Origin of the sequence: Haloterrigena salifodinae, assembly GCF_003977755.1 — an archaeon.
Classification (GTDB): Archaea; Halobacteriota; Halobacteria; order Halobacteriales; family Natrialbaceae; genus Haloterrigena; species Haloterrigena salifodinae.
Genome location: NZ_RQWN01000001.1, coordinates 1,721,828 through 1,744,363, shown reverse-complemented (window position 1 = coordinate 1,744,363; position 22,536 = coordinate 1,721,828). Strand labels below are relative to the sequence as shown.

Below are 22,536 nucleotides of genomic sequence, written 5' to 3'. Positions count from 1 at the left end.
CGCGAGCGGGACTCGACCCGTGGGCTTATTCTGTCCGCGTCCTAATCCGGGCGTAATGGACGGCGAAATCTCCCCCGACGAGGTCAAGGAACTCCTCGAGGACGACGCGGACGTCCGCGTCATCGACATTCGCGACGAGCAGAGCTTCAACCACAGCCGGATTCCCGACAGCGAGAACATCCCGTTTCACGAACTCACGAGCCGCGTCGAGGAATTCGAGGGCGAGGATCGAATCGTGACGGTCTGTCCCCACGGCAAAGCCAGCGTGCAGGCGGCCCAGCTCATCGGCTCCTACGAGGGGACCGCCGACGCGACCGTCGAGAGCATGGAGGGCGGCCTCGAGAAGTACGGACTGAAGTTCGGCCTCATCGGAAGCGAGGACGAGGCGGACGAATCGGCGAACGCCGAATCTCCCTTCTGATCTCGCGACCGCGGTTCTCCCGCGGCTTCGCTTTTTCGTATCGGCGGTATTGATGCCAAAGACGGTTCTCCGCGAGGATAGGCCGACGGGAAATCAGCGCGAGACCGATCGCTGGTGGAGGTGAAAACCGAAGTCAGTGAAGAAGCGATACGGGAGGCAGTCGCGGAGTTCGGAAGTCGTCTCAGAGCATCGCGGGCATTATGCGACGTTGAAGCCGCGGTCCCGAAGGAACTCTTCGATGCGGCCGGTGTGGTTGCCTTGTAGCTCGATCTGGTCGTCTTCGACGGTCCCACCACAGGCGAATTTTGATTTGAGATCCGACGAGAGACTGTCCAGATCGACGTCCTTCGGATCGAATCCTTCGACGATCGTTACCTCTTTACCGTATCTGCGCTCGTCAATGCGGATGTTGAGTTGCTGTTGTCCCTTGGCCACGTCCTCGCAGACGCAGAGTTCCTCGGGCAGCCCGCACGTCGAGCAGACTTCCGACATTACGTTCACTGGTACGAATCGGCCATATTAAACACTATCGGGACCCGTATGCCGTCTCGCGGTTCTTTTTGAGTGAGCGGGTGCTCAATTCCCCCGTTGACCGCGGCCAGGGAGTCGCTCCCGCGCGAGTTCGTCGACGATCGCCATCGCCTCGTCGGCCCCCTCGCGATCGACGCCGCCGCCGTACACTGTCCGTTCGTACCGCTCGAGGACGGTCTCCGCCCGCGGATCGACCCCCGCGTCGGATTCCTCGGCCAGCGCCTCGAGGTAGCCGCGCGCGGACTCCGAGCGCTCGCGGGGGCGATGGGAGACGGCCAGCAGGCGCTCGAGACGCCGGTAGGCGCGTTCGGCGTCGCGGCCGGGATCGTCGCTGCGCCGTTGCCAGTAGAGGCCGATGGTCCGGCGGAGCCGCGCGACCGCGCCGGTGCGGTGGACGCTCGCGACCAGTCCAGTGAGGGCAACGAGGGCGACGGTGGCCGCCTCGCGGGAGATCGAAAGCCGCTCGACGAGCGCCGCGAGCCAGCCGTCGTCGTCCTCCTCGTCGGCGACCGAACTGTCGTTCGCCGCCGGTTCGACCGGATCGGGCTCCGGAGACGAGTCGTTTCCGTCGGTCTCGTTGTCCGGTCTGTACCTGGTGTCGGAGTCGTTCCAGTTCTCGCTCTCGTTGTTGCCGACGATCTCCGACGGGGGCTCGCCGGGTTCGTCCTCCGCTTCCTCCTCGGAAAGCGGCACGTCCTCGCTCGAGTCGGTGTCGACGTCCTCGGCGCCGTCCTCGCGGGCCTGCTCGACCTGCTCGTTGTGGGCCGAATCGCGGGGCCCGGACGGCGTCGGCTCGAAGGCGACCCAGCCGTGGTCGGGAAAGTAGACCTCGACCCAGGCGTGGGCGTCGGTCCCGCGGACGACGTACTCGTCGTCGTCGACCTGCTGGCCGCTCGTGTAGCCGGTGACGTAGCGCGTCGGCACGTCCTCGGCCCGCAGCATCTGGGCCATCGTCGTTGCGAAGTAGACGCAGTAGCCCTCGTCCATCTCGAGCAAGAACGCCTCGGCGACGTTGCCGTTCGGCCGGTCGACCTCGAGGGAATAGCCCTTCGTCGACCGGAGGTAGTCCTCGATCGCGACGGCCTTCTCGTAGGGCGTGTCGGCGTCGGCGGTGATCTCGGCCGTTCGGGCCTCGAACTCGTCGGCGGTGTCCTCGGGCGTCTGGAGGTACCGCTCGGCGATCGGGTCGGGGTAGTCCGTTCCCGCCCGCTGGAGGGCAGCGGCGTCGGGGTCGATCACCGCGCTCTCGACGGCGTACGTGTCGCCCTCCACGAGGGGGGTGTTCGGATGGATCTGCCCGTGGCTCGAGACTCGGGTGTGCTGGGTGAAATCCCCGTCGACGGTAACCGGCTGCGGGGCGGCGGGCATGACGCCGAGCGTGGTTTCGGCCGTGACGAGCTGGCGCACCCGTTCGGTCTCGCCCGGCGGTTCCCCGATGGGCCCAGAGTAGTCGCTGCGGTCGCCGGTCCGAACCCACTCGCCGCCGGCGAAGCGATCGTAGACACCCGTTCGCCAGTAGGAGGCCTGATCGGCTTCGACCGTAAACCGGACCTCCGGCGAGAGGTCGACCGAGCCGCCGATGCGCGAGCGATCCGAGGCGTGATCGATGGTTCCCTCGAGTGTCCCGGCCTCGGTCCCGGCGAAGTGGCCCGGCGTCCCCGAGCCGCCGGGGATGACCGTGACGGTCAGCGAGAGCACGACGATCAGTGCGAACAGGGCCGCGAGCAGGTCCGCCTGAGCGACCGAGCCGCCGCGGCGCTCGAGTTCGCCGCAGCCGACGGCGCCGATCCCGGCCAGCGTTCCCACCAGTGTGGGTACCGTCCCGGCGTCGCCGGTCAGGACGAGAAAGAGCAGCGCGATACCGCCGGGAACGACGCCGAGCGCGTACCGACCCCGGACGGCGAGATACCATGAGAGGAAGACGGGCGCGGGGACGAACGCGAGCGTCCAGACGCCCGCTTCGACCATCCGGAGCAGGGGGAGGCCGGTCGCAAGCGCGGCGGCGTCCGAGAGCAACACGTCGCCCGCCGAGAGCAGCACCTCGACGCCGAGGCCGGTGTACTCGAGGTAGTAGGCGAAGCCGAGCGCGCCCGCGACGACCGCGGCGACCGTCGCGGTCCGCGGGCGGATCGCCCACGCGAGGACCGTCGCCGCGACCAGCATCGCCCCGACGAGGGTCAACAGCGTCTCGGTCCCGCCGACGACCCGCGTCACGTCGCGCAGGACGCTCACGTACGACGCCGTCAACACCAGCACGCAACAGCACGCGAGCAGCCGGAACGTTCCGGGACCGACCGATCCGTCCGCGTCCGGCGCGATTTCGATCGTTCGGGAATCGGATTTCGTACTCACGACGTCACCTCCGGTTCGTCGGGACCGCCGTCGGTCCCGTCTCGCCCCCGCCGATCGGGTGCGCCGGGCCCGTCGTACGGGGTCGTCGTTCGGTCGGGATCCCCAACGAGCCGCTCGAACGGGATCGATCGATCGTCAACCACGACCCGCGTCCCGTCGGCGTCACTCCGGATCATCACGTCCGCCTCCTCTCGCCGACCCGCCTCGAGTTCGCCGGCCTCGAGACGGGCCGCCGCCGCCAGCAGCCGCCGGGAGTGCTTGTGGCCCGATCCCGGCTCGTAATCGGCGTTCGGGAGCGCGAGACCGACGTCGACGTCGGCCTCGAGGAGGTGGACCGCGACGCTCGCGACGGCCGTCGCCAGGTCGTCGTCCCGGTCGGGCGCGCACTCGGCGGCGATCGTCGCCGACCCGGTCTCCTCGGTGTCCGCGTACTCCGTGACGACGAGGTCGGCGTCGGGCCGCTTAGCGGCGGACTTCCAGTGGACGTCCCGCAGCGAGTCGCCGCGCTGGTACTCCCGGAGGTGGTCGAACGCCTCGCGATCCTGCCCAGCGAGCGCGTCGGTGACCGCTCGGATGTCGCTGCCGGGACCGGACCGAACCTCGTGGACGCGCGGGTAGACGAGGGCGGTCGTCGTCCCCTCGTCGGCGAACCGGCGCCGGACGAGTCCGAAGAGGTCGCTGACGGTGATTGTCGCCGGCCCCAGTCGGTGTTCGCCCCGCTCCTCGAGTCGTATCTCGTACCCGACGCGGCCCTCGCCCGCGAGGGTCGTCTCGACGACGGGCGCGCCGTCCTCGATCGCGGTCGTCTCGTCGTCGCCCTCGAGGACCGTGACGCCCTCGCCGACGTCATCACGGACGGTCGCCGAAACCGCCGACGACGACTCGATCTCGAGTTCGACCGTCCGTCGGTCGCCGACGAATCCCTCCGGAACGGACGCACGTCTGATCTCGGGGCGGTCGGCTCGGCCGACCGCGACCAGTCCGGCGAGCAACACGACAGCGAGCGGGACCACGACGGCGTTGAGCGCCCGCGGGCCGAACTCCCAGCCCATCGCCAGCGAGACGACCGCGACGAACAGCGCCGTCCAGCCCCGGATCGTCAACCGCATCGTCACTCGACCGGCACGCGCTCGAGGGCGTTTTCGACGACCGTCGCGCCGTCGCGCTCGCGATCGCCCGCCTTGATCCGGTGGGGGAGGACGACGGGCGCCTCCGTCTGGACGTCGTCGGGGATGACGTAGTCGCGGCCGTTGGTCACCGCGCGCGCCTGGGCCGCCCGCAGGAGGGCGATCGTCCCGCGGGGACTGACGCCGACGCGGGCGTGTTCGCGGGTGTAGCCCGCCAGCCGCGTCGCGTACTCCCGGACCGGCCGCTCGACGCGCGTTTCCGCGACGGTCTCGCGGGCCGCGACGATCGTCGCGCGGTCGGTCACTGGCTCGAGCGACTCGATCGGATGGTGTCCGACGGTCCGGCCGAGCAGTTCGGTCTCCTCCTCGGGATCGGGGTAACCCAGCCGAAGTTTCTTCATGAAGCGGTCGAGTTCCGCGAAGGGCAGGTCGTAGGTCCGGTTCGGTTCGATCGCGTTCTGGGTCGCGATGACCGTGAACGGATCCGGCAGCTCGCGGGTGTCGCCGTCGACGGTCACCTGTTCTTCCTCCATGGCCTCGAGCAGCGCTGACTGGGTCTTCGGCGGCGCGCGGTTGATCTCGTCGCCCAAGACGACGTTGCCGAAGACGGGGCCGGGCTGGAACTCGAACTCTCGGCTCTGCTGGTTGAAGACGTTCACGCCGGTGACGTCCGTCGGGAGGAGATCGGGCGTGAACTGGATCCGGCGAAACTCGCAGTCGATCGAGGTGGCGATCGAGCGGGCCAGCATCGTCTTGCCGACGCCGGGAACGTCGTCGAGCAGGACGTGGCCGCGGCCGAGCATCGCCGTCACGACGTGTTCGACCACGTCCTCGTGGCCGACGATCACCTCGGCGACGTTCGCCTCGAGTTCGGCACAGAGGTCGGCGACCGTCGAGACGGCGAGGCGATCGGTCCCGGTTCGGGACGGCGGGTTCGCGTCAGTCATGGCTCGAGCACGGATACGGCGAGGACCCAGTTAAACCGCTCATCAGTACGTCAGTAGTGGCTCTGAAACATATGCTTTGCGTCGACATCGCACCCGTTCCGCTCCGAACGCGCTCTCGCGGTTCGGTGCCGTTCGTCCCCGTCGCCCCAGTCATGGGGTGGTCGCTAACCGGTTGCGTCGCCGTCGCCGCGTCGATACCGGCACAAAGAACCGAAGATCGGGCCGGACAGCGGACGTTACTCCCGTCGCTACCCGGCTAACGATCAGAGAACGATACCACTACACCGAACCGGCTTACAAGCGTTCGAGATTCGTCGCTCGGGGGCCCTTTTCGGCCTCCTCGATCTCGAACTCGACCTCCTGACCCTCCTCGAGGTCGGGGCCGCCGACGTCCTCCATGTGGAAGAACACGTCCTCGTCCGCGTCGTCAGTTTCGATGAATCCGTAGCCGCCAGTGTCGTTGAAGAATGCGACCGTACCTTGCGCCATTGCACCTCTAGAGAACCACGACGGAAATATAAAGCTTCGGGAGCACACTCGCAGGCACCTCCGAGATATCGGACCTGTACCGGGTTCAGAGAGCGATTCGCGGCGGTTACCAGTTTTTACAGTCCGGGCAGACGAGGACGCCGTCCTCGCGCCACACGCGATCGGTGTCACTCGCACAGCGGTGACAAGTGTACTCGCCCCAGCCGTACGTCAAGCGGCCGGTATCGCCGACTGGTTCCTCGTCGATTGGGTCGTCGTCGATCGCTTTGTCGTCGGTCGCGGCCATCTCGACGTCGACTACGCTGTCAGTGGACTCGGTTCGTTCTCGCTGTTCCCGATCGCTGTCAGCGGCCCGCTCCTCCCGATCGCCGTCCGCTGGCCGCCGCTGCTCCGGGCCGCCGCCTTCGAGTTCCGACTGCGATGCGTCGGCCTCGCTCGAGTCCGGGTCCGCCGCCACGTTCGCATCCGTGTCTCCCTCTCGAGCGTCGTCCTCGGCGCCTTCGGACTCGAAAAAATCCGTAAGTGTCGCGTCGTCGGTCACGGGTGGCCGTACGGCCGGCGCCGGCTTAGTGGCTCCGCTCGCCGCCCGATGGGACCGGAACCGGTCGTGCGGACCGCCACCGTGCGACGGCGTACCGGCACGGCCAAGTAGCATCGGTGACAACCCCCGGACATGGACACCGTCACTCCGATGAACGTTATCGTGGACAACCTCACCGAGATGATCGACCTCTTCGGCGACGTCGCGATGGGCCAGGGGCTCGCGCCGCTGCTCGTTCTCGTCGGCGGCCTCCTGATCGTCTTCTCGATGGGCGTCTTCGGTGCCCTCACCCTCGGCGCCGTCGGGAGCCTCTTCTCCGCGAACTAATCCCGGCGCCGGCGATCTACGCCGAAGTCAGTCGTTTTCGCTGTCCGTCGCCGCCGCCAGCGCCTCGCTCGCGCGCTCGATCGCGTCCTCGAGGTCGGGGCCCAGCGGCGAGCCGACGACGATGCCGTCGACGTGCTCTAAGGCCGCTTCGAAGCGCTCGGCGACCGTCTCGGTCGTCCCGGCGATACAGAAGGCGTCGATCATCTCGGGCGTCACGCGGCCGAAGGCCTCGTTCAGGTCACCGCGCTCCAAGGCTGCGCCCACGTCTTCGGCCGCATCGCGGTCGATGTCGTGGCGCTCGAGGACGGGATCGGCCGCGCCGCCGGCGATGAAGGCCACGGGCGGTCGGGCCGCCTCTCGAGCCGCCTCCTCGTCGCCCGCGACGCTGACGCTGGCGAAGGCCAGCGACTCGAAGTCGCCGGCGTCGTCGGGTCGCTCTTGGAGTCCGTTTTCGAGTTCGCCGGCGGCCCACTCGAGGTCCCGGGGGTGGGCCGCGTTGATCAGCACGCCGTCGGCGTGTTTCGCGCTCATCCGGAGCATGTGGGGGCCCTGCGCGCCGACGTAGACCGGAATCTCGCTCGCGGGCTCGAGGTTCAGCGACGCGTCGCGCGCCGTGAACGTTCCCTCGTGGGTAACCGTTTCGCCGTCCCAGAGATCCCGCGCGAGATCGAACGTCTCGAGGACGCGCCGGAGCGGCCGGTCGCGCTCGACGCCGAGATTGGACAGCGAGGAGCGGTCGCCGGCGCCGACGCCGAAGACGGCTCGCCCGTCGCTGACCTCGTCGATCGTCGCCGTCTGGGCCGCGAGTTTGACCGGGTGAGTCTCGTAGGGGTTGACGACTCCCGGCCCGAGGCGCAGGTCGTCGGTCGCGTCGGCTATTCTCGAGAGCACGACGAACGGGTCGCGATTGAAGTAGTGGCTGCTCGTGAAGGCGATATCGAACCCGTTGGCCTCCGCGCGAGCCGCCAGGTCGGCGATGCGCTCGGGCGGGTGCTCGGGCGTGAGCTCGATCGCCCAGGTCGGACTGTCGGGATCACTCATTCGCCGACCCTCCGCGCTCGCCCCGTCGGCCGTCCGTCCGAATCGAGGACCGATTCGGAACCGCGTGTCGGTTCATGTCCGCAGGGTCGGCCAGCGCGGTGAAAAGCCCACCGTCACCGGAGACGGTGGCCGCCGTCGCGGAGATAGGGTTACGGCGGGCGTCGACCACCGGCTACCCGGCTTGCGTCCGGAAGAACAGCGCTGCCCCGCGGCGGTCGAACTCGAGGCTCGAGAACCCCGCCTCGCGGAGGCGGGTGCGAAACGAGTCGACGTCGAACGGTTCGGCGCCGACCGTCAGTCGCGCGACCGCCCGCACGGGCGCCGCGCCGAGCACGTACTCGTCGACGATCGTCGTCCCGACGAGCCGGCCGCCGGGCCGGAGGACGCGGTGCAGTTCGGCCAGCGCCGCGTCGACGTCGGGGAAGAGGTGCAGCGCCCAGCAGCAGGCGACCCGATCGAACGCGCCGTCGTCGACCCACAGTTCGTCGGCGCTCATCCGCACGAACGCGACGTTCTTGAGCCCCTCGCGGGCGGCGTACCGCCGCGCCCGCTCGAGCATGCCTCCGGAGATGTCGACCCCCAGAACTGACGCGGCGTCGCGGGCGACGCGGCGGGTGATCCGGCCCGTGCCGCAGGCGACGTCGAGCACGCTCGGTGCTTCCGTGTCTCCTTCAGCCGCGGATTCGGTTCCGGATTCGGCCTCGAGGTCGAGCATCGATGCGATCATCGAGCGGTCGTCCCGCGGCGCGGTTGCACCGCCGACGAAGCGGTACAGCGGCTGGAACCAGACCGGTGTCTCGTAGACGGGCGCCAGCCGGTCGAAGAACGTCTCGTGTGCTGAGTCGTCCACGGCGTCGGGGACCGGAAAGCGCGGGATTCCGTCCACGATCGGAACAGTTACGCTGCAGTTCGGACAGTTCAGTTGGCCGTCCCACCGTGACAACCCCCGTTCGCAGCGTCGGCAGACGTATCCCGGTTCGGTCGCAGCCATCGCCGCGATCTACGGCCGCGTCGGCCTTGATTCCCCTGCTCACCGTCTCGAGACCGCCACTCCGCTCAGCGCTCGCGGGTCACGCCCGTTCCCCGCTCGCCGTACTGAGACCTTCGCTTCGCTCGGATCTCGCCCCTCAGCCGTCGAACTCCCAGTCTCGAAGCGCCTCGCGGACGAGGTCGCCTTCGACCCCTCTGAACAGCTCGTCGCTGCCGCCGTGGTCGCCGAACTCCCAGTCGTGGACGGCCACCGCGGGGACGCCGCCCGCGCCCTCGCCGGTGACGAGGTTCGCGGCGGCCGCGAGTTCGTCGACCACCGACTGGACGGTGACGCCGAGTTCGTGGCCGTCGCGGTCCTCTTCGCCGCGCCAGTCCCGGCTGGCTGGCATGCCGGCCCAGCCGATCGCGACGCCGGTCTGGCCGTGTCGGAACGGGCGTCCGCAGGTGTCGGTGACGATCACAGGGACGTCCTCGTAGCCCCGTTCCTCGAGTCCCGAACGGATGCGCTCGGCGCTCTCGCTCGGCTTTCTGGGTAGCAGAAGGATGTCGTGGTCCGGAACGTTCGACCGATCGATCCCCGCGTTCGGACAGATGTGGCCGAATCGCGTCTCGGCCAGCAGGAACGGGACGTCGATCAACAGCTCCGCGCTCTCGTCCAAGACGGCCTGCGCGAACCGCGGGTCCTTCTCCTCGCCGGCGATCTCCTCGATCCGGTCGGCGATCTCCTGTGCGCGGCCGCTGACGGGGTAATCCTCGAAGTCCGCCGTCCGCCCCTCGGCCTTCGAGACGATCGTGCTCGCAACGGTGAGCACGTCACCGGGCTCTAAGTCGACCCGCTCCGCGACGAGTTCGGCGATGTCGTCGCCGGGACGGACCTCTGGCAGGCCCGTCACTGGTTCGAGTTCCATACTGATGGGTGGAACAGCGGTGTCAAAAACACATCGTCATCGGGGAACGGAAACGTCGGTGCCGACGATTACGGCCGCTCGCACTCGAGTAGCGTCCCCAGTCCGTCGAGATCGACCTCGAGCCCCGCGACGCCGCAGACGTCCCACAGGGTCGCGCCGTTGCTCGTGACTACCGGCACCCCCAGTTTCGACTCGAGGGAGCCGACGGCCGCGAGCGAGCGGTAGTTCGTACAAGAGACGAAGACGGCGTCGAGCGCGTCGTCGTCACCATCGCCGTCGACGCACTCGAGGACCTGCCGGACTGCGTCGTCGGGGGTCAACGTACCGATCTCCGTGTTCGCCTCGAGGCCGCGGCCGTCGATCGAGGCGACTTCGAACCCCGCGGCCGCGAGGAACTCCCGCTCCTTCGCGTCGAGGTCGGCGGTGTAGGGCGTGACGACCGCGATCCGCTCGGCGTCGAGGGCCTCGAGGGCGCGGACGACCGACCGAGCGGTCGCGACCGCGGGGATGCCGGCCGCTTCCGAGAGGCGATCCTCGAGTTCGGCGTCGAACCCCGGTCCGTGGAGCAGGCTGCCGGTCGTACAGGCGTAGGCGACGGCGTCGACGTCGGCGTGGCCGAGCAGTTCGGCCGCCCGCGCCGCGTCGTCGCTCATCGCGTCGAGTTCGCTGACGGTTACCGACTCGAGTGCCATGCGCGCGCCGTGGACGGTGACGTCGGCGGGGAGCGTACGGCGGAACTCCGGTTCGGCCGTCGTGTTCGAGGAGGGGACGATCAGTCCCAGTCGGCCGCGCACGTCGGCGGTATCGTCCGTACCGGACGCGTCAGCTATAGTGCCCGCGTCAGCGCTGGGAGCGTCGGAGTCGGCCATCGGCCACTCACTCCTCGTCCCCCTCGCCGTCCGAGTCGGTCGTCTTTCCGGCCGCGCGATCGGCCTCGAGCGCGTCCGCGTCGCGCTCGTCGGGGTCGCCGTGGCCGCCGCCGCCGGGCGTGCGGACGGTCACGGTCGTTCCCGCCGCCACGTCGACAGTCGTCTTCGCGGCGACTTCCTCGCCGTCGATCAGGTTCTCGCCGGTCGCGCCGCTCTCGCCGCCGGCGACGCCCTCGGGCGCGTGGCGTCGGCGCTCGGTCAGCAGCGACACCGTCGCCGGCTGCTCGACGGTGACGGTGCGCTCGAGGCCCAGACCGCCGCGCTGGCGGCCGCGGCCGCCGCTGTCGGGCCGGAGCGCGTAGCGCTCGACCCGGAGCGGGTACTCGGTCTCGAGGGACTCGACCGGCGTGTTTAGCGTGTTCGTCATGCCGACCTGAACGCCGTCCATCCCGTCGCGGTCCGCTCGCGCGCCGAAGCCGCCACCGATTGTCTCGTAGTAGGTAAAGGAGCCGTCGCGGGCCCCGATAGTCAGGTTGTTCATCGTTCCCTGTCCCTGTGCCGGCACGCGGTCGGGCGCCGCCTCGGCGAACGCGGTGAAGACCACGTCGGTCACCCGCTGGCTGGTCTCGACGTTGCCGCCGACGACGGCGGCGGGCGACTCGGGGTTCAGTAGCGTTCCCGCGGGCGCGCGGACGTCGACGGGCTTGTAACAGCCGTGGTTCGGCGGGATCTCGGGATCGGTGATACAGCGCACGACGAAGTAGACCGCGCTCTTCGCGACGGCCAGCGGCGCGTTCAGGTTCCCGTCGAGTTGGCCGTCGGTGCCCGCGAAGTCGACGTCGATCGTCTCGCCGTCGATCGTCACCGCGACCGTGATCTCGACGTCCTCGTCGGTGACGCCGTCGCCCTCGAGGACGTCGGTCGCCTCGTAGGTGCCGTCGGGAAGCTTCCGAATCTCGTCTTCGATCCGCTCGCGAGAGTAATCGATGACGGCGTCGAAGCCCTCGAGGACCGTCTCGCGGCCGTGTTCGTCGAACAGCGCGGCGAGGCGTTCCTCGGCGCGTTCGTTGGCCGCCTGCTGAGCCCGGAGGTCGGCGCGGCGCTCGCCGGGGTTGCGGACGTTCGCGAGCACGAGCGAGCGGACTTCTTCCCGGGGCTCGCCGTCCTCGACGATCCGCGTCGGCGGCAGGCGAAGCCCCTCCTGGTATATCTCCTGGGCGCCGGCGGGCATGCTGCCGGGGGTCATCCCACCGACGTCGGCGTGGTGGGCCCGCGAAACCGCGTAGCCGACGATATCGCTCTCGTCGCCGTCCGCGTCATCTCCGTCGGCCTCGACGTCCGCGCCGGGCGCGATCGGCGACACCATCGTCACGTCCGGGAGGTGCGTGCCACCGCGGAACGGGTCGTTCAGGATGAACACGTCGCCGGGTTGGGGATCGTACTCGAGGACGGCGTCGACGGCCGCGGGCATCGCGCCCAGGTGGACGGGAATGTGCTCGGCCTGCGCGATCATCCGGCCCTCGGCGTCGAACAGGGCAGTCGAGCAGTCCCGGCGCTCCTTGATGTTCGGCGAGTAGGCGCCGCGGATCAGCGTCTGGCCCATCTCCTCGGCGACGCTCTCGAGTTGGTTGCGCAGCACCTCGAGGGTCACCGGATCGATGTCGTCGGTGCCCGTTACATTCGATTCGTCCGCTTCGGTCGTTGTGTCCGCGGTTTCGTTCGGATCTGGCGTCATTGGGAATCACCCCCTCGCGTCATGACGAGGGTGCCGTCCGCGAGGATCTCGCCCGTCCAGGTCGGCGGGACGACGGTCGTGCTCTCGGCCTGCTCGAGGATCGCCGGGCCGGAGACCGTCGACCCGGCCACGAGACGATCTCGATCGTACACCGTCGCCTGTCGCGGCTCGGTGCCGGCGCCGGGGAAGTGGGCCTCCCGCGTCCCGACGAGCGCGTCGCCCGGGCCCTCGTGGCGGACGGTCGGCTCCGAGCCCGGAACGGTCGCCGTCGCGCGGAGGTTGACGACCTCGACAGCCTCGTCTAAGGCGTAGCCGTACGCGCGCTCGTGGGCCTCGTGGAACCGTTCGGCGACGGCTTCCACATCGAACTCCTCGTCGGCGGAGACGGTCAGCTCGAAGCTTTGGCCCGCGTAGCGGCAGTCGGCCGCGCGTTCGACCTGCGCCGCGTCGGGGTCGGAGGCGTCGGCGAGGACGTCCGCAACGAGGTCGTCGTAGACGGCCTCGAGGTCCGTGGGGTCGGCCGCGTTCAAGTCTACGCCGACCGTCCGCACGGCGTCGTAGCTCTCGTCGGCCGCCAGCAGGCCGAACGCCGAGAGGACCCCGCCCGGTCGCGGGACGACGACGCGGTCGACCTCGAGCGAGTCGGCCAGCGCCGCGGCGTGCATCGGGCCAGCGCCGCCGAACGCGACCAGCGCGAACTCGCGAGGATCGTGACCGCGCTCGACGGTCACCGAGCGGATCGTCCGGGTCATCGTCGCGTTCGCCACGCGGTAGACGCCGCGGGCCGCCTCGAGCGCGCTCTCGAGGCCGGCCTCGTCGGCCAGTCGCTCGAGGGCCTCGCGGGCCGCCTCGACGTCGAGGGTCATCTCGCCGCCCAGCGCGGTTTCGGGACCGATGTAGCCCAGCACGACGTTGGCGTCGGTCACGGTGGGTTCGGTGCCGCCCTTGCCGTAACAGGCGGGACCGGGGTCGGCGCCCGAGGAGCGGGGACCCACTCTGAGCGCGCCGCCGGCGTCGACCCAGGCGATCGACCCCCCGCCCGCGCCGACGGTATTGACGTCGACCATCGGTGTCCGGATCGGGAGGCCGTCGATCTCGGCGTCGGTCGTCCGCTCCGCGCGGCCGTCCCGGACGAGGCTCACGTCGCTCGAGGTGCCGCCCATATCGAAGGTGACGAGCCCCTCGACGTCCTCGTCGTCGACGGTCGCCGCGGCGCCGACGACGCCAGCGGCCGGACCCGACAACGTCGTCGTCACGGCGTGGTCCCGAACCGTCTCGGGGTCGGCGATGCCGCCGTTGGCCTGCATGATCCGCGGCGCCGGCACGCCGGCGTCCTCGGACTCCTCGACCAGTCGACCCACGTAGCGGTCGATCGCGGGCCGCACGTAGGCGTCGACGGCCGTCGTCGACGTGCGCTCGAACTCGCGGAACTCCGCGAGCACCTCGTGGGAGGCGGAGACGGGAACGTCGAGTTCCTCGCGCAGCGTCTCGGCGACGCGCTCCTCGTTTTCGGGGTCGGCGTAGGCGTGCAGCAGCGAGATCGCGACGGCTTCGACGTCCCGGTCGCGCAGCGTCGCCGCGAGATCCCGGACCTCGTCGGGATCGACGGGTTCCTCGACGCCGTCGGTCGTCGTCCGCTCGCTCACCTCAAAGCGCCGCTCTCGGGGCACCAGCGGCTCGGGCTTCTCGGCTTCGAGGTCGTACAGATCAGGCCGGTCCTGCCGGCCGATCTCGAGGACATCGCGAAAGCCCTCGGTGGTCACGAGGGCAGTCTTCGCACCGCCGCGCTCGAGCAGGGCGTTGACCGAGACGGTCATCGCGTGGGCGAACTCGTCGATCTCGGCGGGGTCGATCCCCGCGTCGTCGCAGGCCTTACGCAGACCCTCGAGGACCCCGATGTGCTGGGGATCGGTCGAGGGCACCTTCGCGGTGACGAGGTCGTCGTCGACCGAGAGGGCTACGTCGGTGAACGTCCCGCCGACGTCGACGCCGATTCGGGTGTCGGTCCCGTCCCTCGAGGGCGACGCACCGCCGTCGGTACGGGGGGTGTGGTCGGTGATCGATGCGTTCCGCGTCGGGTCGGAAGGGTTTGAATCCGTCATTCGGTCAAAGGAGCAAGACGTCGTAGAGCGTTCGGAGGCCGATACCGATCACGACGACCGTGACGAGTCCGCCCAGCACGTTCTGGAGGGTGCTGTTCGTGTACTCGCCGAGTAGCTCGTCGTTGTTCATCGCGTAGATGAGGAAGACCGCGAGGATGGGCAACAAGAGCCCGTTAGCGACCTGCGCGAAGACGATGACCTCGACCGGGTTGTAGTCCAGCGCCGAGAAGAGAATCCCGATGCCGATGATCGTCAACCAGATCGCGCGAAAGCGGGTCGATTTGAGGTCGCGCTCCCAGCCGAGCGCGCCGGCGGTGGCGTAGGCGCCGGCCAGCGGCGCGCTCATCGAACTCGTGAAGCCGGCCGCGAAGAGGCCGATCGCGAAGAACGTCAGCGCGTAGCCGCCGAAGACGGGCTCGAGCTGGTCGGCCATCTCGCCGACGCCGGTGATCTGGGTCCCCTCGGGGAACACCGCAGCCGCGGTGACGACGATCGCCGTCGTAATGACGCCGCCGACGGCGACCATCGCGATCGTGTCCGTCCGACACTCCGCGAGATCCTCGGCGCCGTCCCACCGCTCCTGGACGGTGCTCGCGTGCAGGAACAGGTTGTAGCCGACGACAGTGGTCCCGACGAGGCCGGCGATCAGGTACGCCGAGCCCTCGGGGACCGCCGGCACGAGGCCGCCCGCGAGCGCCGTCGGGTCCGGACGGACGATAATCATGTTGAGCACGAACGCCAGCCCCATGACGGTGACGAGGCCGATGAAGACCCGCTCGATCAGTTTGTAGCTGCCCGTCCACAGCAGGCCGGCGGCGACCAGCCCCATGACCGGGCCCCAGACGTTCTCGCTGATGCCCGTGATCGTCGCCAGGCCGGCGGCGCCGCCGACGATGTTGCCGGTCTGGAACGCCGCCGTCCCGATCCCGATCGCGCTCACCACGAGCGCGATCGTCACGCCCCTCGCGAGCGGGTTCGAGAACTCGTTTCGAAACGCTTCCCCCAGTCCCTCCTTCGTGATCAGGCCGAGTCGCGCGCTCATCTCCTGGAGCACCATCGTCGCCAGAATCGAGAACGCGATCGTCCACACGAGCAGATACGCGTACTCCGCGCCGATGACGCTCGCGGTCGTGACGGTTCCCGGTCCAACGAACGCCGCTGCCACCAGCGCACCCGGCCCGATCGCCTTGAGTCGGTCTACAATGCCCATGATACGTGTCCACATATGGCCCTCGTCGAGAGGACCAAAATGGTTGTTAAGAACCGCACATACGGATCGACGACTCGCTCGAGTCGGTTCGCCCGCCGTATGAACTCGTATGAAATCATTCGATCGGTGCTCGAGGCGATGAATCGGGAGCAACCGTGATCCGAAATCGACGGGCAGTCAGTCGCCCCCGCGTTCGGTGACGATTACCTTCGAGACGCCCCGGTCGATCTCGATTTCAGTGGGCATGTCGACGGTGCTGCGCTCGAGGAACCGGGTCATGAACCAGCGGATCGCTTCCGACGGGAAAACGATGTGGTAGACGTCGCCCTCCTCGCGGCGCACCTCGAGGAAGCCACAGAAGGAGAGCCACTCGAGTACTTCGCCGACGCTCTCGAATCGCTGGGCGTACTCGCGGGCGTGGTAGTCGGAGACGCGGTCGGCCGCCGCCACGAACTCCGGGTCGGGGTCACCGCCGTCGTAGCAGTGCTCGAGGAAGGCATGGAGGAAGTCGACGTCTAACAACACGTGTTCGCCGGAGGTCAGCATCCGGTAGTACTGCTCTAAACTGTCGCTCGGCCGGCCGCTCGCGGCCTCGAAGTTCGCCGCGTAGAACGTCAGCGCCCGGCGAACGAGTTCACTCTGTCCGTGGTTGGTCTCGGACAGCAGCGTCTCGAGGGCCGCGTGCGAATCTTCGTCGAGAGATACCGTGACACGTTCGGTCATGCCACGAGGTAGAACGCGAAACGGGTATAGTTCACGGGATTTGCCGGCGCGAAGACAGTCACCGGCCACGCCGCCGCGTCGTCTCCGTCGCGGCGTTCAGTCGGTCCGCTCCTCGACCGCGAGCGATCCGTCCTCGACGGTCGCGACGAGCATCGTCGCGCGGTCGGCGGGGCTGGCGCCGGTCGCGCTGCCGGGGTTGAGCACGCGGACCCCATCGACCGTCGTATCGACGATCTCGTGGGTGTGGCCGGCCACAGCGAGTAAGTCGTCGTTGCTCTCTCGGTCGGTCTCGCCGCGGGCGGTCTCGACGACCCGGTCGTGCCAGCCACGAGGCGCCCCGGTACCGTGGGTGACGACGAACGTTACGCCGCCAACCTCGAGGGTCGCCGTCGTCGGGACGTCGATCGTCGCGGGATCCGTGTTGCCGCGGACGGCCGTCAGGCTCGCGGGGCCGCCCGCGAGGTCGACGACTCGCTCGTAGGCCTCGTTCGAGTCGAAATCCCCCGCGTGGATCGCGTGATCGGCGCGCTCGATCTCGTCGACCACCCAGTCGGGGATCGATCGCTCTCGAGAGGGAACGTGCGTGTCGGAGACGATTGCGATGTGCGGCATGGGCGAGTATCGGGCGTCCAGTCCCGAAAGCGATTCCCTCCGGGCGGCCGTTGCCCCAACCATGAGCGATTCATCGGGCCCCGGACGCGATCGCGACCGCAACGCGCCGGTCGGGGACGAGTCGGACGCGACCCACGTCGTTACCGCCTTCCTTCGCAACCGCAGCGACGTCTTGCTACTGCGACGCAGCGACGCCGTCGGGACGTACCAGGGGCAATGGGGCGGCGTGTCGGGGTTCGCGGAGGGCCAGCCGGACGAGCAGGTTTCCGTCGAGATCCGCGAGGAGACCGGCCTCGAGTCCGACGCCATCTCGCTCGTCCGATCCGGACGCCCCGTCGAGTTCGAAGACGCCGACCTCGGGCGCGAGTGGGTCGTCCACCCGTACCTGTTCGACTGCGAGACTCGCGAGATCGAACTGAGCGAGGAACACGACGCCTTCGAGTGGGCCGCCCCGACGGCGATGCTCGACCTCGAGTCCTGGCCGGACGACGAGGACGGACTCGAGGCCACCGCTGGAGACGAAATCAGCGAGACGGTTCCCGAACTCTGGACCGCCTACGAGCGCGTCGCCCCGACGGTCCGCTCGATCGCGGCCGACGACGAGCACGGCGCCGCGTCGCTGTCGATCCGCGCGCTCGAGGTGCTGCGCGATCGGGCCGGATTGCTCGTCGCCGAGCGCGAGGCGACGTCGTCGCCTCGAGACGACGAACGGGAAACCCGTGCGTTCGGCACCGATCCGGAGGAAGAGTGGGACGAGCTCGCCGAACTCGCCGGTCGGTTGCTCGAGGCCCGACCCTCGATGGCCGTTCTTCGGAATCGGATCAATCGAACGATGGCCGACGCCGCCGATGTCGCAGACGGCGACGAGACCGCTGTCGGCGCGCCCCACGTCCTCGAGTCGGCGCTGTCGAACGTCGACCGCGCGCTGACGGCGGACGAAGACGCCGCGGCGAACGCCGGCGCGCGGATCGACGGCGCCGTCACGACGCTCTCGCGGTCCGGCACCGTCCTCGAGGCGCTCCGCGGCGGCGACCCGTCACGCGTGTTCGTCGCCGAGTCTCGGCCGGCACGAGAGGGGATCGACGTGGCCGAAGAACTGGCCGCGAGCGACGACATCGACTGTCCCGTGGCGGTCCACACCGACGCGGCCGCGGCGCACGTCCTCTCGAGCGAGGGCGTCGACCGCGTCGTCGTCGGCGCCGACACGGTGCTCCCCGACGGCGCCGTGGTAAACAAGACCGGCACCCGCGGGCTGGCGATCGCCGCCGCCCGCGAGGACGTGCCGGTGGCGGTCGTCGCCGCCACCGACAAGGTCTCGACGCGCGAGGGCGTGAACCTCGAGTCTGGTGATCGCTCCGCGGTCTACGACGGCGAGGCGGCGGTCGACGTGGTGAATCCGACCTTCGACGTGACGCCCGCCGACTGCGTCGACGAGATCGTAACCGAGCGCGGCGCGCTCGAGACGGACGCCATCGGGGAAGTCGTCGAGGAGTTGCGGAGACTCGAGACGTGGCGAACCGATAGCGAGTTGACGGCTCGAGAAACGACAGACCGAAACCTTTCGAGGGAGTAGCGACTATCGGCGGCCATGACGAAGTGTTACCCCCTCTGAGCCCCTTGTGACGAGGATTTTCCCCGAGCCGCCACTTCGTTTCGACGACGAGCGTGCAGTGTCGCGATAGGTGTCGATTCGCTTCGAGAGCGACCGCTCGAATCTCGCCGTAGTCGATCTCCGCACACCGTTGGCGCATCTTGTCGTTCGCCCAAACCTTGAACCCGGACTCGAGCGTATCGCCCACTATGCAGTTCGAACTCGAACGACTCGGCGTTCACGACTCGGTCGAGGCGGTGTTTCCGCCGTCGGAACTCGCGGGTTTCCTGGCCGATCTCCCGCTCGAGGTCGGCGTGATCGGCGACAACGAGATTGCGGCCTGCGACGCCGTCGTCACCTTGGAGTACCGCGAGGCGTTCCTCGAGGTCGACTGGGTACACTCCATTCAGGCGGGCGTCGACCGGTTCCCGTTCGACGAGTTCGAAGCCGACGATGTCGTCCTCACCAACAGCACGGGCATCCACGACCGGTGGGTCGGCGAGACGGTCGCGGGCTACCTGCTCTCGTTCGCCCGCCGGCTCCACGACCACGTCGCAAACCAACAGGAACGGCGCTGGGACCAGCCCGAGTGGGACGAGGGCTTCACGCTGTCCGGGACCACGGCCTGCGTGCTCGGTACCGGCACCCTCGGGAGCGGCGTCGCCGAGGTGCTCGGCTCGCTCGGCGTCCGCGTCACCGGCGTTCGTCGCTCCGCGGCGCCCGTCCCTGGCTTCGAGGAGGTCTACGCGACCGAGGACCTGCTCGAGGCCGTCGCCGACGCCGACTTCGTGATCGTGACGCTGCCGCTGACCGACGAGACTCGCCACCTCGTCGACGCCGACGTCTTCGAGGCCATGCGCGGGGACGCCTACTTCGTCAACGTCGGCCGCGGCCCGGTCGTCGACGAGGCGGCGCTGATCGACGCCCTGGAATCGGGGACCATCGAGGGTGCGGCGCTGGACGTCTTCGAGACCGAACCGCTCCCCGAGGAGTCGCCGCTGTGGGACCTGGACGAGGTGATCGTCACGCCCCACTGCGCCGCCTTCACCGAAGACTACTTCCGGGCGATCGGTGACATCGTCCGCGAGAACGTCTCGCGGCTCGAGTCCGGCGAAGAATTCTACAACCGCGTCGTCTGATCAGCGCTCGGGTGACGGCCGATCGTCGTCCGACCCGGTGCTCGGTGGACCGACGGGAGACGGCGGCGCCCACGAGACCGACTGTCGCGACCGTACCCGGCCTCGTCAGGACCGCTCGTCGTCGCGTCGACGATTCGAGAGGAGATACCCCGCGGTACCGAGGCCGGCGAGCGTGCCGGCGATCCCGAATCCCGGCAGCGAATCGTCGTCGCTCTCGTCGGATTCTTCACCGGTCCCATCAGTCCCGTTGCTCTCGTTGGATTCCTCACCGGTTCCATCGGTTCCGCCGCCGTTCCCCGCTCGGAACCCGAGATCGGCCAGCGCCGTTCGTAGCGTCACGATCTCGAGGTCGCGCTCTTTCGCCGCCCGAATTGCGAACCGGATCCGTTCGGGGGTCGTCTCATCGAACTGGCTGTGACCGACCGCGATGCCGAGGGCGTCGTTCGCGGCGACGTCGTCGAAGAAGGCCTCGATCTCGGCTTCGGTCACCGCGTGTCCGTCGATGCTCGAGCGACCGAGCGCGTGCGGGTCGAGTCCCTCGAGCGCGTTCACTCCGTTGCCGCCGCGGTTCGCGAACGCGGCGTAGTGGTCCCGAACGAGGTCCTCGACCAGCCCGTCGCTGCGACCGTACGGCGAGACGAACCCGTCGACCTCGACGCCCAGCTCCTCGAGCGCCTCCTTCGAGCTGACGACCTCGTCTCGGATCCGGTCCTCGGTGAAGCGGACGTACGCGGTCTCCGCGTCGAACGACTCGCCGATCGGCTCCGCGAGGTCGAGGTAGATTCCGGTGTCGTCCCGGTCGCCGCCGGCGACGGCGTTCTCGACGGTTCGATCGCCATCGCTGATCACGATCTCCTCGCCCTCGTATTCGGCGAGGAAGCTCCCGTCGAGATATAGCCGTTCGTCGCCGGCCGCGGCCGGCGCGGTTAGATAGAGGTTGCCGACCGCGACGTGACTCGTCGTGTGGGCCATGATCTCCCAGCCCGCGTCCTCCATCTCCCGTAGGTGTTCCGGGAGCAGCCCCCAGGAGGTGTCGACGTGGTCGACGACGGCCGCACTACAGGCGGGAACGCCCTCGTCCTGATGGACGGGGAACGTGTCGGTCCAGTCCTCGCGCCAGCTATCGTCGTAGACGAACACGACGCGACCGTTCGTGTTCTGTTCGGCGGAACCGACGACCGCTCCGGTCCCGGTGGTCCCGAGTCCGGCTACCGCCAACGCGCCCGCCGCGCCGACCCGGCAGACGTCGCGTCGTCCGAAACCGGTCATCGTCGGTGACCTCGATCGTCGCCCGTAGTGCGTTCGTTCCGCCGATGCAGTGGAGTAGATCGATCAGTCCGTATGCTACTGTCCATGATTTCGTCTTCGAGATGTCGGGCCATTATTACTATCCGGTTAAGTACAGTACAACGGACGAATTCGGGGTTCGACCCGACCCCGATTTGTTCGTCGACCGCGTTCTACGTCCGACGATGACTTTCCCCCGGCTCTCGCTCCGCGAGGCGACGTCCGCAGACGCCGCGTCGATCGCCGCCGTCCACGAGGCGTCGATTTGCGTCCTCGGCAGCGACGGATACGACGACGAACAGGTCCAGGCATGGCTCTCGAACGTTCATCCCGAGCGGTACCCGCTCGAGCAGGACGGCTTCCGCGTCGTCGTCGCCGACCACGAGGCCGACGGCGTCGTCGGCTTCGGCCTGCTCGACTGCGAGCCCGCTGGCCGTGACGACCCGTCGACCGGCGAAATCGGGGCCGTCTACGTCCACCCCGATTACGCGCGCCAAGGCATCGGTCGGGCGATCCTCGAGACGCTCGAGTCGGCTGCCCGCGACGCGGGTCTCGAGGCGCTCGTGCTGACTGCCTCGAGAAACGCCGTCGGGTTCTACGAGCGACAGGGTTACGCGGGCGTCGAGACGGTTCGCCTCGAGATGGAAGACGGCGTGGCGCTGGCGTGTCTGGAGATGAGAAGGCAGTTGGTACCCGAGTGAATCGACTACTCAGACCGGCTGGCTAACAGAGACTTCTCTGGCCAGGCGCGACTCGAGAAGTACGAGAGTCGTGCACCCGGGGGAGAGCAGGCTGTCCACGATACCTACCGCGAGCGAAGCCGAAGGCCGAGCGAGCGGGCCGACGACCGACGTGGAGAGCGCGGCGCGCTCGGAACGGAGGGAGGAGCGCTTTTGATCGACCGTTTACCGAGCGAACGAACGTGAGCGCAGCGTAAAAGGTCGGTTCAGAAGAACTTGAAGAGGTCGTCCCGGTTCTGCTCGTGCAGATGCTCACGGACGGCCTCGTTGAGGGAGTTGATCTGCCCGTTCTTGGCGGTGATCGGCGCGATGGTCTCTTGCCACTGTTTCCACGGCGGGTAGAGCCCGAGCCGGTCACAGAGGTCGTTCAGGCGCTCGTCTTTGTCGTCGACCTTGTCCATCTTGTTGACGGCGACGACGGTCGGGATGTCGACATCTCGAAGGAAGTGGAACATCTCGACGTCGTAGGGGATCTCGTCGGGGCCGGAGTGGCGGTCGATGATATCGACGGCGCTCTTGCCGTCGACGACCAGAATGCCGGCGAGGATGTTGTCGGCGTACTCCTCGACGTACTGAACGATATTGGTCTTGATCTCTTCGCGATACTCCTCGTCGACCCCGCTCATGAAGCCGAAGCCGGGGAGATCGGTGACGACGAAGTCCTCGGCCGCCCAGTCGTAGTGGTTTGGTTGGCGCGTGACGCCGGGTTTGCCGCCGGTGTCGAACTTGTGCCCCGTAATCTCGCGCATGAGCGTGGACTTGCCCACATTCGAGCGACCGACGAGGACGACTTCGGCCTCGCGGTCGGGACGCGTATCGAACATGGACCATCGTAGGAGCGTCGCAGGTTTATA

At 68.5% G+C, this 22,536-nt stretch carries 22 protein-coding genes; 5 read left to right on the top strand and 17 right to left on the bottom strand.

Annotation, left to right across the window (positions count from 1 at the left end; translation table 11 throughout):
• The first annotated feature begins 55 nt into the window (after positions 1-55).
• Positions 56-421: a rhodanese-like domain-containing protein gene (locus EH209_RS08720; protein WP_126662473.1), complete on the top strand. Its 366-nt coding sequence runs from the start codon at positions 56-58 to the stop codon at positions 419-421.
• Between the two features lie 198 nt (positions 422-619).
• Here the strand turns inward: EH209_RS08720 and yciH are convergent, their stop codons facing one another.
• The 6 genes from yciH to EH209_RS24575 form a co-directional block, all read right to left on the bottom strand.
• Positions 620-913, bottom strand: a complete 294-nt coding sequence (gene yciH / locus EH209_RS08715; RefSeq protein ID WP_006180453.1) for a stress response translation initiation inhibitor YciH — start codon at positions 911-913, stop codon at positions 620-622.
• A gap of 84 nt (positions 914-997) precedes the next feature.
• Positions 998-3,304, bottom strand: coding sequence for a transglutaminase TgpA family protein (locus EH209_RS08710; RefSeq protein ID WP_126662472.1), 2,307 nt, complete (start codon positions 3,302-3,304; stop codon positions 998-1,000).
• Entirely contained in the window at positions 3,301-4,413 is a 1,113-nt protein-coding gene (locus EH209_RS08705) for a DUF58 domain-containing protein (RefSeq protein ID WP_126662471.1), read from the bottom strand. The genes EH209_RS08710 and EH209_RS08705 overlap by 4 nt, the downstream gene beginning before the upstream one ends.
• Positions 4,414-4,415: 2 nt before the next feature.
• Positions 4,416-5,378: an AAA family ATPase gene (locus EH209_RS08700; protein ID WP_126662470.1), complete on the bottom strand. Its 963-nt coding sequence runs from the start codon at positions 5,376-5,378 to the stop codon at positions 4,416-4,418.
• A gap of 294 nt (positions 5,379-5,672) precedes the next feature.
• Positions 5,673-5,867, bottom strand: coding sequence for a cold-shock protein (locus EH209_RS08695; protein ID WP_008893525.1), 195 nt, complete (start codon positions 5,865-5,867; stop codon positions 5,673-5,675).
• A 106-nt stretch (positions 5,868-5,973) separates the two neighbouring features.
• Positions 5,974-6,408 carry a DUF7573 domain-containing protein gene (locus EH209_RS24575; protein WP_249038766.1) on the bottom strand — a complete coding sequence of 145 codons (435 nt, stop codon included), beginning with the start codon at positions 6,406-6,408 and terminating at the stop codon, positions 5,974-5,976.
• A 132-nt stretch (positions 6,409-6,540) separates the two neighbouring features.
• Between EH209_RS24575 and EH209_RS08685 the strand changes: the two genes are divergently transcribed.
• Positions 6,541-6,735, top strand: a complete 195-nt coding sequence (locus EH209_RS08685; protein WP_126662469.1) for a hypothetical protein — start codon at positions 6,541-6,543, stop codon at positions 6,733-6,735.
• A gap of 27 nt (positions 6,736-6,762) precedes the next feature.
• Here EH209_RS08685 and EH209_RS08680 read toward each other — a convergent pair whose 3' ends face one another.
• The 9 genes from EH209_RS08680 to EH209_RS08640 form a co-directional block, all read right to left on the bottom strand.
• Positions 6,763-7,776 (bottom strand): 5,10-methylenetetrahydromethanopterin reductase, encoded by a 1,014-nt coding sequence (locus EH209_RS08680; RefSeq protein ID WP_126662468.1) that lies wholly within the window; start codon positions 7,774-7,776, stop codon positions 6,763-6,765.
• 172 nt (positions 7,777-7,948) lie between these two features.
• A complete protein-coding gene (locus EH209_RS08675; protein ID WP_249038765.1) occupies positions 7,949-8,626 on the bottom strand; it encodes a class I SAM-dependent methyltransferase in 678 nt (225 codons plus the stop codon).
• 277 nt (positions 8,627-8,903) lie between these two features.
• Positions 8,904-9,674: a coenzyme F420-0:L-glutamate ligase gene (locus tag EH209_RS08670; protein WP_126662466.1), complete on the bottom strand. Its 771-nt coding sequence runs from the start codon at positions 9,672-9,674 to the stop codon at positions 8,904-8,906.
• Between the two features lie 68 nt (positions 9,675-9,742).
• On the bottom strand, positions 9,743-10,543 hold the full coding sequence (locus EH209_RS08665; RefSeq protein ID WP_126662465.1) for a maleate cis-trans isomerase family protein: 801 nt from the start codon (positions 10,541-10,543) through the stop codon (positions 9,743-9,745).
• 7 nt (positions 10,544-10,550) lie between these two features.
• Positions 10,551-12,278, bottom strand: a complete 1,728-nt coding sequence (locus EH209_RS08660) for a hydantoinase B/oxoprolinase family protein (RefSeq protein ID WP_126662464.1) — start codon at positions 12,276-12,278, stop codon at positions 10,551-10,553.
• Entirely contained in the window at positions 12,275-14,380 is a 2,106-nt protein-coding gene (locus EH209_RS08655; RefSeq protein ID WP_126662463.1) for a hydantoinase/oxoprolinase family protein, read from the bottom strand. The genes EH209_RS08660 and EH209_RS08655 overlap by 4 nt, the downstream gene beginning before the upstream one ends.
• A 4-nt stretch (positions 14,381-14,384) precedes the next feature.
• Positions 14,385-15,590, bottom strand: coding sequence for an Nramp family divalent metal transporter (locus tag EH209_RS08650; protein WP_126662462.1), 1,206 nt, complete (start codon positions 15,588-15,590; stop codon positions 14,385-14,387).
• A gap of 177 nt (positions 15,591-15,767) precedes the next feature.
• Positions 15,768-16,313 (bottom strand): ribbon-helix-helix protein, CopG family, encoded by a 546-nt coding sequence (locus EH209_RS08645; protein WP_126662461.1) that lies wholly within the window; start codon positions 16,311-16,313, stop codon positions 15,768-15,770.
• Between the two features lie 96 nt (positions 16,314-16,409).
• Complete coding sequence (locus tag EH209_RS08640) at positions 16,410-16,925, bottom strand: metallophosphoesterase family protein (RefSeq protein WP_126662460.1); 516 nt, start codon at positions 16,923-16,925, stop codon at positions 16,410-16,412.
• 61 nt (positions 16,926-16,986) lie between these two features.
• Here EH209_RS08640 and EH209_RS08635 point away from each other — a divergent pair, with 61 nt between their 5' ends.
• Both EH209_RS08635 and ddh read left to right on the top strand, forming a co-directional pair.
• Positions 16,987-18,498 (top strand): NUDIX domain-containing protein, encoded by a 1,512-nt coding sequence (locus EH209_RS08635; protein WP_126662459.1) that lies wholly within the window; start codon positions 16,987-16,989, stop codon positions 18,496-18,498.
• A 227-nt stretch (positions 18,499-18,725) separates the two neighbouring features.
• Positions 18,726-19,655 (top strand): D-2-hydroxyacid dehydrogenase, encoded by a 930-nt coding sequence (gene ddh / locus EH209_RS08630; RefSeq protein ID WP_126662458.1) that lies wholly within the window; start codon positions 18,726-18,728, stop codon positions 19,653-19,655.
• A 105-nt stretch (positions 19,656-19,760) separates the two neighbouring features.
• Here the strand turns inward: ddh and EH209_RS08625 are convergent, their stop codons facing one another.
• On the bottom strand, positions 19,761-20,924 hold the full coding sequence (locus tag EH209_RS08625; protein WP_126662457.1) for a polysaccharide deacetylase family protein: 1,164 nt from the start codon (positions 20,922-20,924) through the stop codon (positions 19,761-19,763).
• 203 nt (positions 20,925-21,127) lie between these two features.
• Here EH209_RS08625 and EH209_RS08620 point away from each other — a divergent pair, with 203 nt between their 5' ends.
• Positions 21,128-21,643: a GNAT family N-acetyltransferase gene (locus EH209_RS08620; protein WP_126662456.1), complete on the top strand. Its 516-nt coding sequence runs from the start codon at positions 21,128-21,130 to the stop codon at positions 21,641-21,643.
• A 245-nt stretch (positions 21,644-21,888) separates the two neighbouring features.
• Here the strand turns inward: EH209_RS08620 and engB are convergent, their stop codons facing one another.
• The gene (engB, locus tag EH209_RS08615) at positions 21,889-22,506 is read right to left on the bottom strand and encodes a GTP-binding protein EngB (RefSeq protein ID WP_126662455.1); all 618 of its coding nucleotides are present in this window, start codon (positions 22,504-22,506) and stop codon (positions 21,889-21,891) included.
• Positions 22,507-22,536 lie beyond the last annotated feature (30 nt).